The organism is Salipiger mucosus DSM 16094 (assembly GCF_000442255.1).
Lineage (GTDB): Bacteria > Pseudomonadota > Alphaproteobacteria > Rhodobacterales > Rhodobacteraceae > Salipiger > Salipiger mucosus.
Genome location: NZ_KE557291.1, coordinates 1 through 17,982, shown reverse-complemented (window position 1 = coordinate 17,982; position 17,982 = coordinate 1). Strand labels below are relative to the sequence as shown.

Below are 17,982 nucleotides of genomic sequence, written 5' to 3'. Positions count from 1 at the left end.
CGGCACCGCTCAGGCGGTGCGGCTCAGCCGTTCCTCGAGCACGTCGAAGGGCACGCCGGGATCGTCCTTGGCGCCGCGGATCACCAGCGATGTCTTGACGCTGCCCACGTTGGGCGCGGTCAGCAGATCCCCGGTGAGGAAGCTCTGGAAGGTGGAGAGGTCGGGCGCGACGCACTTGAGGATGAAGTCCACCTCGCCGTTGAGCATGTGGCACTCGCGCACGAGCGGCCATGCGCGGCAGCGGTCCTCGAAGGCGCGCAGGTCGGCCTCGGCCTGGCTCTGCAGGCCGACCATGGCAAAGACCTGCACCTCGAATCCCAGTTCGCGCGGATCCACCTCGGCGTGATAGCCGCGGATGAACCCCTGTTCTTCAAGCGTGCGCACACGACGCAGGCAAGGCGGCGCGGAAATGCCCACGCGCCGCGCAAGCTCGACATTTGTCATGCGGCCATCGGCCTGAAGTTCCGCCAGGATCTTGCGGTCGATCGGATCGAGCCGGTGCACGGGCATCTGAACTCCTGCTTCGTTTTCGCGATTGTTATAGCAGCTTCGCGATGCTGCGCAATTATCTTTCAGTATCGGGAAAGATTGTTAACACATCCGCAAATCGAATGCGCCTATGGGCTGCGGGGTTTCACCGTGCCACGGGGATCGCTATATGCAGTCCAACCCGGAATTGCCATAGCTTGCGAGGCGTCCCATGCCCGATACCCGCCACACCAAGGTTCTCATCGTCGGCTCCGGCCCGGCCGGCTACACCGCCGGTGTCTACGCGGCCCGCGCGATGCTTGAGCCGCTGCTCGTCCAGGGCCTCGAGCCCGGCGGCCAGCTGACCACCACCACCGAGGTCGAGAACTGGCCCGGCGACACCGAGGTGCAGGGCCCCGACCTGATGGTCCGCATGGAGGCGCATGCGCGTTCGGTCGGCACCGAGATCGTCGGCGACATCATCACGAAGCTCGAGCTCGACAAGCGACCCTTCGTGGCGCACGGCGACAGCGGCACCACCTACACGGCGGATTCGGTGATCCTCGCGACCGGAGCGCGCGCCAAGTGGCTGGGGATGCCCTCGGAAGAGGCCTACAAGGGCTTCGGCGTCTCGGCCTGCGCGACCTGCGACGGTTTCTTCTACCGCGGGCAGGAGATCGTGGTCATCGGCGGCGGCAACACCGCGGTCGAGGAGGCGCTGTTCCTGACCAACTTCGCCAGCAAGGTGACGCTGATCCACCGCCGCGACGAGCTGCGCGCCGAGAAGATCCTGCAGGACCGCCTGTTCAAGAACCCCAAGATCGAGACGCTGTGGCATCACCAGCTCGAGGAAGTCGTGGGCGAGGACAACCCCAAGGGCGTGACCGGTGTGAAGGTCCGCCACGTCGACACCGGCGAGATCACCGAGATCGACTGCAAGGGCGTCTTCGTGGCGATCGGCCACGCACCGTCGAACGAACTGGTCAAGGACGTGCTGGAAACGCACATGGGCGGCTACGTCGTGACCCAGCCCGACAGCACCGCGACCTCGATCCCCGGCGTCTTCGCCGCGGGCGACCTGACCGACCACAAGTACCGCCAGGCGGTCACCTCGGCCGGCATGGGCTGCATGGCCGCGCTGGAAGCCGAGCGCTGGCTCTCGGAGCAGGAGCTTGACGAGGGCAAGGACGAGACCGAGCCGCTGGGCTACGGCGCGCCTGTGGACGCGGCGCACTGAGCGACGTGATCGCGCGAGACGACAGAAACGGGGCGTGCCGAGGGGCGCGCCCCGTTCGCGTTTCCGGGGGCGCGGAACTGCCGGATCATCGTGCAACCGGCCGTTGCAAATGAATCACGCAGGCGGAAATCCCCGCGTCTCGGAGATTAGGTCTTTCGCGACGTAAGCATCCGTGCAATGCGTTCAGGCGTGAACACACTTTGAGTCGCACGTCATGCCCGCACCCGGTGCAAAACCGATCACCGACGAGGAAGGTCCGCTGTTTCACCTTCTGCGCCAGCTCGACCTGGCGCCGGAAGCGTCCCAGCGCGAGATTTCCTCGGCGATCGGCGTGTCGCTTGGCCGGCTCAATGCGCAACTTCGGTCCGCTGCCGAAGCCGGGTTCATAACGATCAGCGAGCGGTCGGGGCCGGATCGGCGCCAGCGGTTCGCCTATACCCTCACGTCGCGCGGCGCGGCCGAAAAGGCACGGCTGACCGACCGTTTCCTCGCGCGGAAATTCCTCGAATACCAGGCCCTCCATGCCGAACTGACGGGAACCGCCAGCGGCTACGTTCCAAACAGCAACAGGACCAGATTTATGCAAAACAACCTTGCTCCCATACCCGAGCTGTATGTGTCCTACGACAGTGCGCAGAAGCTGAAGGTCGACGCCGGCGAGCTCGTCTCGCACGACCTCACGCCGCGCCAGATCTGCGACCTCGAGCTGTTGATGAACGGCGGGTTCTATCCGCTGAAGGGTTTCCTCGGGCAGGAAGACTATGACGGCGTCGTCGAGAACATGCGCCTCGCGGACGGCTCGCTCTGGCCGATGCCGATCACCCTGGACGTCAAGCAGGCCTACGCCGACACCATCGAGATCGGCCAGGACATCGCGCTGCGCGACCAGGAAGGCGTGATCCTCGCCACCATGACCGTCACCGACAAGTGGGTGCCGAACAAGTCGCGCGAGGCCGAGAAGGTCTTCGGCGCCGACGACAGCGCACACCCGGCGGTCAACTACCTGCACAACACCGCGGGTGACGTCTATCTCGGTGGCCCGGTGACCGGCATCCAGCAGCCCGTGCACTACGACTTCCGCGCCCGCCGCGACACGCCGAACGAGCTGCGCGCCTACTTCCGCAAGCTGGGCTGGCGCAAGGTCGTCGCGTTCCAGACGCGCAACCCGCTGCACCGCGCGCACCAGGAGCTGACCTTCCGCGCCGCAAAGGAATCGCAGGCCAACCTGCTGATCCACCCGGTCGTCGGCATGACCAAGCCGGGCGACGTCGACCACTTCACCCGCGTGCGCTGCTACGAGGCGGTGATCGACAAGTACCCGGGCTCGACCACCACCATGTCGCTGCTGCCGCTCGCCATGCGCATGGCCGGCCCCCGCGAGGCGGTCTGGCACGGCCTGATCCGCAAGAACTTCGGCGTGACGCACTTCATCGTCGGCCGCGACCACGCGGGCCCCGGCAAGAACTCGGCCGGTGACGACTTCTACGGTCCCTACGACGCGCAGGAGCTCTTCAAGGAGCACGAGGACGAGATGGGCATCGAGATGGTGCCGTTCAAACACATGGTCTACGTCGAGGAGCGCGCCCAGTACGAGCCCAACGACGAGATCGAGGACAAGGACGACGTCACCATCCTCAACATCTCGGGCACCGAGCTGCGCCGCCGCCTGCAGGAAGGCCTCGAGATCCCCGACTGGTTCTCGTTCCCCGAGGTGGTGCAGGAGCTGCGCAAGACCAAGCCGCCGCGCTCCAAGCAGGGCTTCACCGTGTTCTTCACCGGCTTCTCGGGGTCGGGCAAGTCGACCATCGCGAACGCGCTGATGACCAAGCTGATGGAGATGGGCGGCCGCCCGGTGACGCTGCTCGACGGCGACATCGTCCGCAAGAACCTGTCGTCCGAGCTGGGCTTCTCGAAGGAGCACCGCGACCTCAACATCCGCCGCATCGGCTTTGTCGCCTCCGAGATCACCAAGAACGGCGGCATCGCGATCTGCGCGCCCATCGCGCCCTACGCGGCGACCCGTCGCGCCGTACGCGAGGACATCGAGCAGTATGGCGCCTTCGTCGAGGTGCACGTCGCGACCTCGCTCGAGGAATGCGAGCGCCGTGACCGCAAGGGCCTCTACAAGCTCGCGCGCGAAGGCAAGATCAAGGAGTTCACCGGCATCTCCGACCCCTACGACGTGCCGCAGAACCCCGAGCTCGCGGTCGAGACCGAGAACGTCGACGTGGACAACTGCGCGCACCAGGTGATCCTGAAGCTGGAAAGCATGGGCCTCATCGCCGGGCACTGAGCCGGGCAGGCATCAAGACAGGACGGGCCGGAGCATCGCTCCGGCCCTTTTCGTTTCGCCCGACCCGCGGCCCGCCTTCAGTCGCCCGGGGCCTCGCAGAACCGCAGCCGGTTGCCGAAGGGGTCGTGAACCTCGACCTGCAGACCCCAGGGAAGGTCTTCCAGCCCGGGCCGGTTGTAGGCGTAATTCCGGTCCGACAGTTCCCGGTGCAGGAGGCGCAGGCCGGTCACCGGCACGAAGACCGTGGCGCCCGGGCAGGCATCGCCGTGATGCTCGGTGAGATGAAGCGTCAGCCCCGCCCGCGCGATGCCCATGTAGAGCGGAAGGCCCGGCTCGAAGCGATCCTCGAAGAGGACCTCGAAGCCAAGGAAGCCGCAGTAGAACTCGCGTGCCTTGGCAACGTCGAAGATCCGCAGCACCGGGATGCAGGCCCCGAAGACCGGCTCCCGACGGGGCTGCTGTGGGTCGGTGCCGGTCGATGTCATGTCAGCGCTCCACGGTTGTCCTGTCCTGCGCGGATCAGGCGGGCAAAACCGGACCGCTGGCAAGCCGCAATCGGCGCACGCGTCGGATCAGGCGGGCGCGCGGATATGCGCGACGGCGTCCACCACGAGGGGCTTGAGCCCCGCGCCGCCCGCCTCGACATGCTCGAGCAGCTGGGCGCGCATGCGCGGCTCCCAGAAGTCGTTGATGTGGGCGGCCACCTTTTCCGGCCCGTCATTGCCGGGCTGGGTCTCGAAGAAGGTGGCGATCTGGTTGGCCATCATGACCATCTTTTCAGGCGACATGCGCATCTCCGTTCTCGATCCGTCCGGGCGCGGCGTAGAGGTCGAATCCCCCGCCCCGCGCAAAGGCCGCCAGCGTGAGGTTCGCCGTCTCGGCCAGCCGCAAGGCATGGGCCGTGGGCGCCGAGACCGCGATCAGCACCGGACAGCCGGCCATCACCGTCTTCTGCACCATCTCGACCGAAACGCGGCTGGTCAGCACCACCGCCCCGGTGCGCGGGTCCATGTCCTGCCGCGCCAGCGCGCCGATGAGCTTGTCCAGCGCGTTGTGGCGCCCGACATCCTCGCGCGCCATGACGATCCCCTGTCCCGGCACCAGGAAGCCGGCGGCGTGCACCGCGCGGGTCTGGTCCTGCAGCGGCTGGTGCGCGCGCAGCTCCTCGGTCGCGCGGGCGACCTCCTCGCGGGCGAGGCGCGGGCCGCCGTCCGGCAGCACCGGCAGCGCGCGCAGCGCCTGGTCGAGGCTGTCGATCCCGCAGAGCCCGCAGCCCGTGGGCCCCATCATGGCCCTGCGCCGCTCGCGCAGCGCGGCGGCGCGGTCCTCGGCCAGCCAGAAGCGCGCCTCGATGCCGGTCTCGTGCTCGACGATCTCGAAGTCGCGGACCTGCTTCAGGCTCTCGACCAGCCCCTCGCTGAGCGCGAAACCGTGGGCGAAATCGGCGATGTCGGCGGGCGTCGCCATCATCACCGCCTGCGTGGTGCCGTCGAAAACCAGCGCCACGGGCACTTCCTCGGGCAGCGCGCGCACCACGGCGCGCGTGCCCTCGCGGTGGACGGCCAGCCCGGGCCGGCTGTGCAGGCGATCGGCGCTCATGGCCTCACTCCGCCGCCGGCAGGATGCGGCGCGCGCGCTCGGCCTGCGCCTCGTAGCCCTCCTGCCAGTCGGTCGGCCCGTTGCTGGGCGAGACCTGCACCGCTGTCACCTTGTATTCCGGGCAGTTGGTGGCCCAGTCCGAGAAATCGGTGGTGACCACGTTGGCCTGCGTGCCGGGGTGGTGGAAGGTGGTGTAGACCACGCCGGGGCTCATCCGCTCGGTGATCCTGGCGCGCAGCGCCGTCTCGCCCGAGCGGCTGGCCAGCTTGACCCAGTCGCCGTCGGTGACGCCCCGGTTCTCGGCGTCGTGCGGATGGATCTCGAGCACGTCCTCGTCGTGCCAGATGCTGTTCGCCGTCCGCCGCGTCTGGGCGCCGACGTTGTACTGCGAGAGGATCCGCCCGGTGGTCAGCAGCAGCGGGAAGCGCGGGCCGGTCTTCTCGTCTGTGGCGACATACTCGGTGAAGAGGAACCGCCCCTTGCCGCGCATGAAACCGTCGACGTGCATGAGCGGCGTGCCCACGGGGTGCTCCTCGTTGCAGGGCCACTGGACCGAGCCCACCTCCTCGAGCAGCTCGTAGGTCACCCCCGCGAAGCTGGGCGTGGTCGCCGCGATCTCGGCCATGATCTCGCGGGGGTGGGTGTAGCTCCAGCCGCCGCCCATGGCGTTGGCCAGCAGCTGCGTCACCTCCCAGTCCTCGTAGCCGTTGCGCGGCTCCATCACCTTGCGCACGCGGTTGATGCGCCGCTCGGCGTTGGTGAAGGTGCCGTTCTTCTCGAGGAAGCTCGACCCCGGCAGGAAGACATGCGCGTAGTTCGCCGTCTCGTTCAGGAAGAGGTCGTGCACGATCACGCAGTCCATGGCGGCAAGGCCCGCGGCCACGTGTTTCGTGTCCGGGTCCGACTGCAGGATGTCCTCGCCCTGGCAGTAGAGCCCCTTGAAGCTGCCGTCGACGGCGGCATCCAGCATGTTGGGAATGCGCAGCCCCGGCTCGGGGTCGATCTCGACGCCCCAGGCCGTCTCGAAGATCTCGCGCACCTCGGCGCCCTTCACGTGGCGGTAGCCCGGCAGCTCGTGCGGGAAGGAGCCCATGTCGCAGGAGCCCTGCACGTTGTTCTGCCCCCGCAGCGGGTTCACGCCCACGCCCTCGCGGCCGATGTTGCCGGTCAGCATGGCAAGGTTCGCGAGCCCCATCACGGTGGTCGAGCCCTGGCTGTGCTCGGTCACGCCGAGACCGTAGTAGATCGCCCCGTTGCCGCCGGTGGCATAGAGCCGCGCCGCCGCCCGCAGGTCCTGCGCGTTGACGCCGGTCAGCAGAGCGGTGCTTTCGGGCGCATGCCGCCTGTCGGAGACGAACTCGGCATAGGCCTGGAACTCGTCCCAGTCGCAGCGCTCGCGGATGAAGGCCTCGTCGTAGAGCCCCTCGGTCACGATGACATGCGCAAGCGCGGTGACCACGGCCACGTTGGTGCCGGGCCGCAGCGGCAGGTGGTGCGCGGCCTTCACGTGCGGCCCCTCGAAAAGGTCGATCCTGCGCGGGTCGATGACGATCAGCTTCGCCCCCTCGCGCAGCCGCCGCTTCATGCGGCTGGCAAAGACCGGGTGCCCGTCGGTCGGGTTGGCCCCGATGACCACGGCCACGTCCATCTTCTCGACCGAGTCGAAATCCTGCGTGCCGGCGCTGGTGCCGAAGGTCTGGCCCAGCCCGTAGCCGGTGGGCGAATGGCAGACCCGGGCGCAGGTGTCGGTGTTGTTGTTGCCGAAGACCGCGCGGGTCAGCTTCTGCACCAGGTAGGTCTCCTCGTTGGTGCAGCGCGACGAGGTGATGACGCCCACGCTCTTGCGGCCGTGACGCTCCTGGATGCCGCGCATGCGATCCGCGGCAAAGTCCAGCGCCTCCTCCCACGAGACCTCGCGCCAGGGCTCCTCGATGCTGTCGCGGATCATCGGGTTCAGGATCCGGTCCGGGTGGCTGGCGTAGCCATAGGCAAAGCGGCCCTTCACGCAGCTGTGCCCGCGGTTCGCCTTGCCGTGCTTCCAGGGCACCATGCGCACCAGTTCGTCGCCGTTGAGCTCGGCCTTGAAGGAACAGCCCACGCCGCAATAGGCGCAGGTCGTCACCACCGAACGCTCGGGCGTGCCCATCTCGGCCACGCTCTTCTCCTGCAGGGTCGCCGTGGGGCAGGCCTGCACGCAGGCGCCGCAGCTCACGCAGTCGGACGACAGGAAGTCGTCGCCCTCCATGCCCGCCTTCACCCGGCTCTCGAAGCCGCGCCCCTCGATGGTCAGCGCGAAGGTGCCCTGAACCTCCTCGCAGGCCCGCACGCAGCGCGAGCAGACGATGCACTTGCTTGGGTCATAGGTGAAATAAGGGTTGCTCTCGTCCTTGCGGATGTAGCGCGGGTTCGCCTCGCCCCCGGGCAACCGAAGCCGGGCCTCGGCCTGGCTGCGCGCCCCCGTCCCCGAGGGATCGTAGTGGTTCTCTCCGGGCGTGTAGCGCACGTCGCGCAGCCCCACCATGCCGGCCATGTCCTGCAACTCGCAGTCGCCGTTGGCCGAACAGGTCAGGCAGTCCAGCGGGTGGTCGGACACATAGAGCTCCATCACCCCCTTGCGGATCTTCTTCACCTTCGAGGACTGGGTATGCACCGCCATGCCCTCCGCCACGGGCGTCGTGCAGGAGGCCGGCGTGCCGCGCCGCCCCTCGATCTCCACCACGCAGAGCCGGCACGACCCGAAGGCCTCGAGGCTGTCGGTGGCGCAGAGCTTGGGCACCGCGATGCCCGCCTCCGCCGCCGCCCGCATGACCGAAGTGCCCTCGGGCACCGTCACCGGGAATCCGTCGATGGTCAGCGTCACCGGCGCACCGGTCTTCGCCGGCGTGCCCATGTCCCGGTCGTCGGGGATCACGAAATCCTTCATGAAGACACCTCCCGCATCTTCTTCTTGGTCCAAATACGCAAACCGCCCTTGGGTCCGCGCCTGTCGGTGGCGGCAGCGCCCTCCGCGGGATGGCGGGCGGGGCGACTGCGCAGCAGAGCGCCGTGCGTCATTCCGCGGCCTCCCTTGCGGTGCCGAACTCCTCGGGGAAGAGCCGCAGCGCCGACATCACCGGGTAGGGCGTGAGCCCGCCCAGTGCGCAGAGCGAGCCGTCGGTCATGGTCTCGCAGAGGTCGGTCAGCAGCTCGATGGCCGCGCTGTCCCCGGCGGCGATCCGGTCCAGCGTCTCGACGCCGCGCACCGCGCCGATGCGGCAGGGGGTGCACTTGCCGCAGCTTTCCACCGCGCAGAACTCCATGGCGAAACGGGCGAGGCCCAGCATGTCGGCGGTGTCGTCGAAGATGACCAGCCCCGCATGGCCCACCAGCCCGCCGGCGCCGTCGAGTTCCTCGTAGCCGAAGGGCGTATCGAACTGGCCGGGGCCGAGGTAGGCGCCCAGCGGGCCGCCGACCTGCACCGCCTTGACCGGCCGCCCGGTGGCCGTGCCGCCGCCCAGCCCCTCGACGATCTCGCCCAGCGGCATGCCGAAGGCGGTTTCAAACAGCCCGCCGCGCGCGACGTTGCCGGCGATCTGCAGCGGGATCGTCCCGCGCGAGCGGCCGAGGCCGAAATCGGCGTAATGCTGCGCGCCCTTCTCGAAGATCACCGGCACGGAGGCCAATGAAATCACGTTGTTGACCACCGTGGGCTTGCCGAAGGCGCCCTCGATGGCAGGCAGCGGGGGCTTGGCGCGGACCACCCCGCGCTTGCCCTCGAGCGAGTTCAGAAGCGAGGTCTCCTCGCCGCAGACATAGGCGCCCGCGCCGACGCGGACCTCCATGTCGAAGGCGCGGCCCGAGCCCAGGATGTCGGCGCCCAGCACCCCCGCCGCGCGGGCGGTCTCGATGGCGCGGGTCATCACCTCGATGGCGTCGGGATACTCGGACCGCAGGTAGACATAGCCCTGCACCGCGCCCACGCCGAGGCCGGCGATCGCCATGCCCTCGATCAGGCAGAAGGGGTCGCCCTCCATGATCATGCGGTCGGCGAAGGTGCCGCTGTCGCCCTCGTCGGCGTTGCAGACGATGTACTTCCTGTACGCCTTTGCCGTACGGACGGTCTCCCACTTGATGCCGGTGGGGAAGCCCGCCCCGCCGCGGCCGCGCAGGCCCGAGTCCTTGACCTCGGTGACGATCTCCTCATCCGACATCTGAAGCGCGCGGCGCAGCCCGGAGAGCCCGCCGTGCGCCTCGTAGGACTCCAGCGACAGGGGTTCGATGACGCCGCAGCGGGCGAAGGTCAGGCGGGTCTGCCGGGCCATCCAGTCGAGCGACTCGACCGGGCCCAGCGCCTTGTCGCTCTCGCCCGAGAGGATCGCGCCGGCGTCGGCCGGTTCGGCGGGGCCGTAGCCGTGGCGGGTGCCGTCGATCTCGACCTCGACCAGCGGCTCGAGCCAGATCATGCCGCGGGTGCCGTTGCGCAGGATCTCGACCTCGAGACCGCGCGCTTCGGCCTCGGCGCGGAGGGCCAGGGCCACCTCCTCGGCGCCCAGCGCCTTGGCGGCGCTGTCCATGGGAACCCAGATTCTCATGCCGCACCCTCCGCCAGCAGGGCATCGAGGCGGGCGGCGTCGGCGCGGCCGACGACCCGGCCGTCGACCATGGCCGCGGGCGCGCAGGCGCAGAGACCGAGGCAGTAGACCGGCTCGACCGTCACGGCGCCGTCGGCCGTGGTCTCGCCCCAGCTGACGCCCAGTTTCCCGAGCACGGCCTCCGACAGCGCCTTGCCGCCCATGGCCTGGCAGGCCTCGGCCCGGCAGAGGCGCAGGACGTGGCGGCCGGCGGGAGCCTCGCGGAAGTCGTGGTAGAAGGAGACGACGCCATGCACCTCGGCGCGCGAGAGGTTCAGCGCCTCGGCGATCACGGGCACCGCGGCGTCGGGCACGCAGCCCCAGGCGGCCTGCACGGCGTGCAGGATGGGCAGCAGCGGCCCCTCGCGGTCGAGATGCGGCGCGATCACCTCGCGGATGTCATCGACGGTGGGCTGCGGCACGGCGTGGCGCATCGATGCTCTCCTCCCTTGTAGCGGGCCCATAATCGCAAGCCGGGCATTCCCGTTTCAATATCGGTGATCCGTTGATCGATAGTTAATCTTGATCAAGACACCGGCTTGCGCGCCGCAATCGGGGCTCGCCTCGCGGCGCGCTTCGCGCCACACTCGGGCATCAGCAAGACCGAGGCGCCATGACATCCGAGATCACGCGACACGCTGGCACTCCGCGGGCCTACACCCTCTGCCTGAACCAGGCCGCCGCGCGGGATGCGCCCTGGCGCGCGGAACAGGCGGCGATCCTGAACGACGCGGACCTTGCCGTCGTGCGCGAGACCGTGGGCCGCTGGCCGGGCTACGCGCCGACGCCGCTGGTCGCGCTGCCGGGCCGCGCGGCGGCCTGCGGCGTCGCCAGCCTGCACTACAAGGACGAATCCGGCCGCTTCGGGCTGGGGAGTTTCAAGGCACTCGGCGGCGCCTATGCCGTGGCGCGGCTGATCCGGTCGGAACTGTCGAAGGCCGAGGGCCGCGAGGTCGACATGGACGAGGTCACCGCCCGCGCCCTGCCCGAGGCGGCAGGGCGCATCACCGTCTGCTGCGCGACCGACGGCAACCACGGGCGCTCGGTCGCCTGGGGCGCGCGGATGTTCGGCGCGCGCTGCGTGATCTTCATGCACCCCGGCGTGTCGCAGGCGCGGCAGCGCGCGGTCGAGCACTACGGCGCCGAGGTCCGCCGCACCCGGGGCACCTACGACGACAGCATCCGCGAGGCGCAGGAGACCGCGACGCGCGAGGGCTGGTTCGTGGTCTCGGACACCTCCTACCCGGGCTACATGGAGGTGCCACGCGACGTGATGCAGGGCTACGAGCTGATGGCGGCGGAGGCCTTCGACGCGCTGGAGGCGCCGCCGACGCATATCCTGCTGCAGACCGGCGTGGGCGGCATGGCGGCCGCCGTGGCGGCGCTCGCGAAACGGCGCTGGGGGGACGCGCGGCCGAAGATCGTGCTCTGCGATCCGGACCTTGCGGCCTGCTGGCTGGAATCCTTCCGCGCGGGGGCGCCCGTGGCGGTGGCGGGCGAACTGGACACGGTGATGGCGGGGCTGGCCTGCGGCGAGGTCTCGGCCCTGGCCTGGGAGGTGCTGCGCGATCACGCCGACGCGGTGATCGCGCTGACCGACGATGCCGCGATCAGCACGATGCGGGCACTGGCGCGGCCCGGCACGGGCGATCCCGCGCTCGTGGCGGGCGAGTCGGCTGTGGCCGGTGTCGCGGCGCTGGAGACCGTCGCGGAGGACGCCGAGGCGCGCGAGATGCTGGAGCTGGGCCCGGAGTCGCGGGTGCTGGTCTTCGGCACCGAGGGCGACACCGACCCCGAGCTCTACGCCCGCATCGTCGGGATGAGCGCGGCCGAGGTGCTGGCCTGAGCGCCTGAGCCGGGGCCGGAACGAAAAATGCGCGCCCGGTGGGGCGCGCATTCGTGGTTCTCGTCCAAGGCCCCGCGCAGGGGGCACCGCGACGGGTCAGGCCGCGACGTCGTAGCGGTCGGCGTCCATCACCTTGGTCCAGGCCGCGACGAAGTCCTTCACGAACTTCTCGGCGCTGTCGTCCTGGGCGTAGACCTCGGAGTAGGCGCGCAGGATCGAGTTGGAGCCGAAGACGAGGTCGACGCGGGTGGCCGTCCACTTGACTGTGTCGGTCTTGCGGTCGCGGATCTCGTAGGTGCCGTCACCAACCGGGACCCACTTGTTCGCCATGTCCGTGAGGTTGACGAAGAAGTCGGTGGTCAGCGCGCCCACGCGGTCGGTGAAGACCCCGTGCTTGGTGCCGCCGTGGTTGGTGCCCAGCACCCGCATGCCGCCGGTGAGGACGGTCATCTCGGGCGCGGTGAGGCCCATGAGCTGGGTGCGGTCCAGCATCATTTCCTCGGGGCTGACGATGTAGTCGGTCTTGAGCCAGTTGCGGAAGCCGTCCGCGAGCGGCTCCATCGACTCGAAGCTGTCCGCATCGGTCATCTCGTCCGAGGCATCGCCCCGGCCCGGCGTGAAGGGCACCGCGACGTCGAAGCCGGCGGCCTTGATCCCCTGCTCGACGCCGACGTTGCCGGCCAGCACGATCACGTCGGCCAGCGAGGCGCCGGTCTCGGCCGCGATGGGCTCGAGCGTGGCGAGGACCTTGGCGAGGCGCTCGGGCTCGTTGCCGGCCCAGTCCTTCTGCGGGGCGAGACGGATGCGCGCGCCGTTGGCGCCGCCGCGCATGTCCGAGCCGCGGAAGGTGCGGGCGCTGTCCCAAGCGGTCGAGATCATCTCCGCGGCCGACAGGTCGGTTGCGGCGATCCTGGCCTTCACGGCCTCGACGTCATAGGAGGTCGAGCCCTCGGGGACCGGGTCCTGCCAGATGAGGTCTTCCTCGGGAACGTCGGGGCCGAAGTAGCGCGCCTTGGGGCCCATGTCGCGGTGGGTCAGCTTGAACCACGCGCGGGCGAAGGTGTCGCGGAAGTACTCGGGATCGGCCATGAACTTCTGGCAGATCGCGTTGTACGCCGGATCGACCTTCATCGCCATATCGGCGTCGGTCATCATCGGCATGCGGCGCTGGGTCGGGTCGGTGGTGTCGACCGGCATGTCCTCTTCCGCGATGTCGACGGGCTTCCACTGCTTGGCGCCAGCGGGGCTCTCGGTCACTTCCCACTCGTGATTGAAGAGCATGTCGAAGTAGCCCATGTCGAACTCGAGCGGCTTCGTGGTCCATGCGCCCTCGGGGCCGCCAGTGATGGCGTTGGTGGCCTTGCCGCCCATGTTCGGGTTGTACCAGCCCATGCCCTGAAGCTCGACGTCGGCGGCCTCGGGCTCGCGGCCCAGCGCGTCGGCGTCACCGTTGCCGTGGCACTTGCCGACGGTGTGGCCGCCGGCGGTCAGCGCCGCGGTCTCCTCGTCGTTCATGGCCATGCGGGAGAAGGTCTCGCGCACCTGGGCGGCGGTCTTCATCGGGTCGGGATTGCCGTTCACGCCCTCGGGGTTCACGTAGATGAGACCCATCTGAACGGCGGCCAGCGGGTTCTCCATCGTCGCCGGGTTGTCGACGTTCTCGTAGCGCTCGTCCGAGGGGGCGAGCCATTCCTTCTCGGCGCCCCAGTAGACGTCCTTCTCGGGGTGCCAGATGTCCTCGCGGCCGAAGCCGAAGCCGAAGGTCTTGAGGCCCATCGACTCGTAGGCGCTGTTGCCGGCGAGGATGAAGAGGTCGGCCCAGGAGACCTTGTTGCCGTACTTCTTCTTGATGGGCCACAGCAGGCGGCGGGCCTTGTCGAGGCTGGCGTTGTCCGGCCAGGAGTTCAGCGGCGCGAAGCGCTGGTTGCCGGTGCCGCCGCCGCCGCGGCCGTCGGCGAGGCGGTAGGAGCCGGCCGCGTGCCATGCCATGCGGATCATCAGGCCGCCGTAGTGGCCCCAGTCCGCCGGCCACCAGTCCTGGCTGTCGGTCAGCAGGGCCTGCATGTCCTTCTTCAGCGCCTCGACGTCGAGCTTCTCGAGCTCGTCACGGTAGTTGAAGTCCGGACCCATCGGGTTCGTCTTGGTGTCGTGCTGGTGCAGGATGTCGAGGTTCAGCGCGTTGGGCCACCAGTCCATGACCGAGGTGCCCACCTCGGTGTTCCCGCCGTGCATGACCGGGCATTTGCCGCTGGTCTTGATATCGTTTCCGTCCATGGTTCGTCTCCCTCAGTGGCAACCCAGATTGGGCGTATGCTGCCGGACGCCGCGCCGCCGGGGTGATCCCGGTGGGCGGGTCCGCCCGCGCCGGACCGTCGAGTCGGCGCATTCCCACGCAAAATCTAGCAACAATCTGGAATTATTCAAACTTGCTTTTTCTGATCATTTCGATAATAATTTCTTATCATGAACATCACCCTGAAGAAGCTCCGATACTTCGACGCGCTGGCCCGCTACCGCCACTTCGGCCGGGCGGCCGAGGCCTGCGCGGTCTCGCAGCCGGCGCTGTCGCTTCAGATGAAGGAACTCGAGAGCGAGTTCGGCGCGCCCCTGCTGGAACGCAACGCGCGCGAGATCCGGCTCAGCCGGCTGGGCGAGGACCTGCTGGGGCGCGCGCGCGACATCCTGCGCGCCGTGGACGAGCTGGAGAACCTGACCCGCGCCGCGCAGGGGCCGCTGGCGGGGCGGCTGCGGATCGGGGTCATTCCGACGGTGGCGCCCTACCTGCTGCCGGCGCTGATCAAGCACCTGTCGGAGCATCACCCCTCGCTCGACCTGCGCCCGCGCGAGACGGTGACGCAGACCCTGCTGCGCGACCTGCTGGACGGGAAGCTGGACCTGGCCGTGGTGGCGTTGCCGACCTCGGAGCCCGCGCTGCACGAGGAGCCGATCTACGAGGAGGAATTCGTGCTGGTCCGGTCGCTGGCCGATGCCGGGGAGCCGGTGCCGAACCCGCAGGCGCTGCGCGAGATGCGCCTGCTGCTGCTGGAGGAAGGGCACTGCTTCCGTGACCAGGCGATTTCCTTCTGCAACCTCTCGGCCAGCCCGCAGCGCGAGATGATGGAGGGCAGTTCGCTCAAGACGCTGGTGCAGATGGTCGGGGCGGGCATCGGGGTGACGCTGATCCCCGAGATCGCGGTGCCGATCGAGACCGGCGTGGCCGAGGTTTCGGTCGTGCGCCTGCCCGAGCCGCGGCCCAAGCGGCAGATCGGGCTCGTCTGGCGGAAATCCAGCCCGCTGGTCGAGGAGTTCGCGCAGATCTCGGAGATCCTGAAGACGCTGGACCGGCCCCGGATGCCCGCGCCCGCGTGATGCGGCGCTACTCCCCCGCCAGCCGGGCCGGGGCGCCGACGGCATCCTCGGCCACGCCCACCACCACGGCCAGGCAGAGCGGGCGCGCCGCGCCATCGGGCGCGAAGGCACTGGCGTAGACCACCCAGTCGCCCGAGCGCAGGCGCAGCCATTGCGCTGTGGAGGCGGGATCGACCGACAGCGGCGCGCCGGCGGGCATGCCGGCCTTCTTCATCGCCTCGCGCGCGGCCCAGACATGGGTGGCGGCCCGGCCCGCGTCGATCCCCGTGAGATCGGTGAGGGCGTCGGCGAGGCGCATGCCCTCCTCGCCGACCAGCCGGGTCCACCCGTTGCGGTCGTGGTCGGGCTGCTCCTGCAGGTCGACGCCCACGGGCCAGCGGGCGCGGACGCTCAGCCGCCAGCCCGCACCGTGGGCGTTGGAGAGATAGGCGCCGCTGTCGTCGCGGTCTGGCTTGCCGTCCGGGCGGCGGTCCGGGCCGGGGCCGGCGCGCCCGGTCGAGGGCGCGAGCGCGACGGTGAGCCCGGCGTCGTGCAGTTCGGCGGCGATGCGGCGCTCGACGAAGGGGGCGACGAGCGGCGGCGCGTCGAGGCGCAGGTCCTCGGGCGGCCCCATGACCCGCAGCGTGAGGCCGCGCCAGACCTCGACGGCGCGGCCCTGCGCGTCGAAGATGGCCATGTCGTAGACCAGCCGGTTGCCGAGGTCTTCGCGCTCGACCGCGGCGATGCGGTGGGCCTGCGCGGGGTCGAGCGGCGCGGTCTCGATGGACTCGACCGACATGGGGATGACGGTCTCGTGCGGGATGCAGGCCTGGATCGCGTGCAGCGCCGCGTCGCGGGCGCCGGCATCGCCCAGCAGGCGCGCCTGCGGCAGGTCGGCGGCGAACCAGCGCGCGTCGTGGGCCGGTGAGAGGCTTGCCGCGCAGCGCCGGGCCTCGAGCAGGCCATAGCCCGCGACCCGGGCGAAGAGGCCCTTCTGGAACAGGACATTGCCGTAAAGCGCGCGGGCCGGGTCGAGGCCGGGGAGCGTGGTGGCCGGGTCGGCGGGCAGGAGGTCGGTCTCGGGGGTGGCGTGCTCCGCGATGTCGCAGAGTGCCTCGACGTGGTTCACCTGGAAGCCGGTCGCCGAGCAGCGGATCGCCAGGTCGAAGCGCCCGTCGCCGCGCCGCTGCGCCGCGACGCGCACCGTCATGGCCCCGTCCCCGGGCACGACGAGACCCTGCCGGAATTGCACCTTCCCGAAACGCGGCGCACCGGGCAGATCTCCCGCGAGGGTGCGCAGGGCGCCGGTCATCGCCTCGAGCGCCATGACGGCGGGGAAGAGGCGCTGGCCGTTCAGGACGTGATCCTCGAGGTAGGGATCGGTGCCGGGGGCGATGCGGCATTCGGTGACGATCTCGGTGCCCGGATACCAGACCGGGATGGTCTCGACATAGCGCAGCGCGGGCGGTTCAGGCTGGCCGAGGTCCACCGTGGCGGGCGCGCCGAAGCGGCCCGAGACGACGGTGGCGCCCGCGGGCCCGTCGCCCGTGGCCAGGCGCAGGAAGGCGGCGATGCCCTCGTCGACCGAGATCGGCTGGATGCCCTGCGCCATGAGCGCATCGAGCCGCCCGAGTTTCTGCCCCATGCCGGTGCCGGACCAGACCGACCATTCGACCGACAGGGCGCGGCAACGCGGGTGGGCGGCGCCGAAGGCCTCGATCTCGCGGCTAAGCCATTCGTTGGCGAGGGCGTAGTCGGCCTCGCCGTGGAGGCCGATGCGCGCGATGATCGAGCCGAAGCCCGCGAGCAGCTTGAGGCGGCCGGGGTCGAGCGCCGCGAGGATGTTGCGCAGTCCCGTGACCTTGGGGGCGAGCGTCTGGGCGATGAGCGCGGGCTCGAGGTTGGCGACCGTGCGCGGGTGGTTGTGCCCGGCGCCGTGGATGACGCCGGTGACGGGGACGGCGAGGTCGGCCTCGCCTTGCCGGAGGGCGCGGGCGACGGCGGCCGCGTCGGTCACGTCGGCGCGCCTGTAGGACAGCCGCGTGCCGGTGGCGGCGATGCGGTCGAGGTTGCGTTGCAGCTCGGCATCCTCGTCCGGTGCGGAGCGGCCGAGCAGCAGCAGCGCGCAGCCCGTCTCGCGGGCGAGCGCGAGGCCGCATTCGGCACCGATGCCCTTGCCGCCGCCGCTGACGAGCACGGCGTCGCCGGGGCCGGGCACGGGGCGGTCGGCGCTGTCGGGCGCGGCGCGTTGCCAGACGGGTTTCGTGCGGGTGCCATCGGGGGCGAGCGTGACCTCTTGGAAGCCGGGCCCGGCGGCGCGGATCTCGGCCAGAAGGGTCTCCGGGTCCGGGTCGGTGGCCGGCAGGTTCAGGAGCAGGATGTCGCAGCCCGGCGTCTCGATGAAGAAGGAGCGCAGGAAGCCGCCGGCGATGCCTTCGGGCTGCAGGGCGACGAGCCGGGGCGCCTGCCCCTCCGCGCGGGCGGCGAGGACCGCCTGGCAGGCGTCGAGCAGAAGCGCGGCGGTGTCGGGGCCGGGCGCGGGGCCGAGGTCGACCAGCACGCCGGTGCCCGCGTCGGCGGT

General features: G+C 69.9%; 13 protein-coding genes. 4 read left to right on the top strand and 9 right to left on the bottom strand.

Annotation, left to right across the window (positions count from 1 at the left end; all coding sequences use genetic code 11):
* Positions 1-9 precede the first annotated feature (9 nt).
* The gene (locus SALMUC_RS26715; RefSeq protein WP_020042923.1) at positions 10-510 is read right to left on the bottom strand and encodes an Lrp/AsnC family transcriptional regulator; all 501 of its coding nucleotides are present in this window, start codon (positions 508-510) and stop codon (positions 10-12) included.
* Between the two features lie 190 nt (positions 511-700).
* On the opposite strand from SALMUC_RS26715, the gene trxB reads away from it, so the two are divergent.
* Both trxB and SALMUC_RS26705 read left to right on the top strand, forming a co-directional pair.
* The gene (gene trxB / locus SALMUC_RS26710; protein WP_020042922.1) at positions 701-1,705 is read left to right on the top strand and encodes a thioredoxin-disulfide reductase; all 1,005 of its coding nucleotides are present in this window, start codon (positions 701-703) and stop codon (positions 1,703-1,705) included.
* Between the two features lie 214 nt (positions 1,706-1,919).
* Positions 1,920-3,998, top strand: a complete 2,079-nt coding sequence (locus SALMUC_RS26705) for a bifunctional sulfate adenylyltransferase/adenylylsulfate kinase (protein WP_020042921.1) — start codon at positions 1,920-1,922, stop codon at positions 3,996-3,998.
* A gap of 77 nt (positions 3,999-4,075) precedes the next feature.
* Here the strand turns inward: SALMUC_RS26705 and SALMUC_RS26700 are convergent, their stop codons facing one another.
* The 6 genes from SALMUC_RS26700 to SALMUC_RS26675 form a co-directional block, all read right to left on the bottom strand.
* Entirely contained in the window at positions 4,076-4,483 is a 408-nt protein-coding gene (locus SALMUC_RS26700; RefSeq protein WP_020042920.1) for a glyoxalase superfamily protein, read from the bottom strand.
* Positions 4,484-4,570: 87 nt separating this feature from the next.
* Positions 4,571-4,786 carry a formate dehydrogenase subunit delta gene (locus SALMUC_RS26695; RefSeq protein ID WP_020042919.1) on the bottom strand — a complete coding sequence of 72 codons (216 nt, stop codon included), beginning with the start codon at positions 4,784-4,786 and terminating at the stop codon, positions 4,571-4,573.
* Positions 4,776-5,597 carry a formate dehydrogenase accessory sulfurtransferase FdhD gene (gene fdhD, locus SALMUC_RS26690; RefSeq protein WP_020042918.1) on the bottom strand — a complete coding sequence of 274 codons (822 nt, stop codon included), beginning with the start codon at positions 5,595-5,597 and terminating at the stop codon, positions 4,776-4,778. Before fdhD ends, SALMUC_RS26695 begins: the two co-directional genes overlap by 11 nt.
* A gap of 4 nt (positions 5,598-5,601) precedes the next feature.
* Entirely contained in the window at positions 5,602-8,520 is a 2,919-nt protein-coding gene (gene fdhF / locus SALMUC_RS26685) for a formate dehydrogenase subunit alpha (protein ID WP_020042917.1), read from the bottom strand.
* A gap of 127 nt (positions 8,521-8,647) precedes the next feature.
* The gene (locus SALMUC_RS26680) at positions 8,648-10,168 is read right to left on the bottom strand and encodes an NADH-ubiquinone oxidoreductase-F iron-sulfur binding region domain-containing protein (RefSeq protein ID WP_037373039.1); all 1,521 of its coding nucleotides are present in this window, start codon (positions 10,166-10,168) and stop codon (positions 8,648-8,650) included.
* Entirely contained in the window at positions 10,165-10,641 is a 477-nt protein-coding gene (locus SALMUC_RS26675; RefSeq protein WP_020042915.1) for a formate dehydrogenase subunit gamma, read from the bottom strand. Before SALMUC_RS26675 ends, SALMUC_RS26680 begins: the two co-directional genes overlap by 4 nt.
* Before the next feature lie 179 nt (positions 10,642-10,820).
* Between SALMUC_RS26675 and SALMUC_RS26670 the strand changes: the two genes are divergently transcribed.
* Positions 10,821-12,053 (top strand): diaminopropionate ammonia-lyase, encoded by a 1,233-nt coding sequence (locus tag SALMUC_RS26670; protein ID WP_020042914.1) that lies wholly within the window; start codon positions 10,821-10,823, stop codon positions 12,051-12,053.
* A gap of 96 nt (positions 12,054-12,149) precedes the next feature.
* Here the strand turns inward: SALMUC_RS26670 and katG are convergent, their stop codons facing one another.
* Complete coding sequence (gene katG, locus SALMUC_RS26665; protein ID WP_020042913.1) at positions 12,150-14,327, bottom strand: catalase/peroxidase HPI; 2,178 nt, start codon at positions 14,325-14,327, stop codon at positions 12,150-12,152.
* A 189-nt stretch (positions 14,328-14,516) separates the two neighbouring features.
* On the opposite strand from katG, the gene SALMUC_RS26660 reads away from it, so the two are divergent.
* Positions 14,517-15,422: a hydrogen peroxide-inducible genes activator gene (locus tag SALMUC_RS26660; RefSeq protein WP_020042912.1), complete on the top strand. Its 906-nt coding sequence runs from the start codon at positions 14,517-14,519 to the stop codon at positions 15,420-15,422.
* A gap of 7 nt (positions 15,423-15,429) precedes the next feature.
* On the opposite strand, the gene SALMUC_RS26655 is transcribed toward SALMUC_RS26660, so the two are convergent.
* A partial coding sequence (locus SALMUC_RS26655) for an SDR family NAD(P)-dependent oxidoreductase (protein WP_020042911.1) occupies positions 15,430-17,982 on the bottom strand: 2,553 nt, incomplete at its 5' end.

What these genes read in the sequence shown, in the direction of transcription:
- SALMUC_RS26715 (WP_020042923.1), bottom strand. Translation starts at nt 510, where the DNA reads ATGCCCGTGCACCGGCTCGATCCGATCGACCGCAAGATCCTGGCGGAA.
- trxB (WP_020042922.1), top strand. Translation starts at nt 701, where the DNA reads ATGCCCGATACCCGCCACACCAAGGTTCTCATCGTCGGCTCCGGCCCG.
- SALMUC_RS26705 (WP_020042921.1), top strand. Translation starts at nt 1,920, where the DNA reads ATGCCCGCACCCGGTGCAAAACCGATCACCGACGAGGAAGGTCCGCTG.
- SALMUC_RS26700 (WP_020042920.1), bottom strand. Translation starts at nt 4,483, where the DNA reads ATGACATCGACCGGCACCGACCCACAGCAGCCCCGTCGGGAGCCGGTC.
- SALMUC_RS26695 (WP_020042919.1), bottom strand. Translation starts at nt 4,786, where the DNA reads ATGTCGCCTGAAAAGATGGTCATGATGGCCAACCAGATCGCCACCTTC.
- fdhD (WP_020042918.1), bottom strand. Translation starts at nt 5,597, where the DNA reads ATGAGCGCCGATCGCCTGCACAGCCGGCCCGGGCTGGCCGTCCACCGC.
- fdhF (WP_020042917.1), bottom strand. Translation starts at nt 8,520, where the DNA reads ATGAAGGATTTCGTGATCCCCGACGACCGGGACATGGGCACGCCGGCG.
- SALMUC_RS26680 (WP_037373039.1), bottom strand. Translation starts at nt 10,168, where the DNA reads ATGAGAATCTGGGTTCCCATGGACAGCGCCGCCAAGGCGCTGGGCGCC.
- SALMUC_RS26675 (WP_020042915.1), bottom strand. Translation starts at nt 10,641, where the DNA reads ATGCGCCACGCCGTGCCGCAGCCCACCGTCGATGACATCCGCGAGGTG.
- SALMUC_RS26670 (WP_020042914.1), top strand. Translation starts at nt 10,821, where the DNA reads ATGACATCCGAGATCACGCGACACGCTGGCACTCCGCGGGCCTACACC.
- katG (WP_020042913.1), bottom strand. Translation starts at nt 14,327, where the DNA reads ATGGACGGAAACGATATCAAGACCAGCGGCAAATGCCCGGTCATGCAC.
- SALMUC_RS26660 (WP_020042912.1), top strand. Translation starts at nt 14,517, where the DNA reads ATGAACATCACCCTGAAGAAGCTCCGATACTTCGACGCGCTGGCCCGC.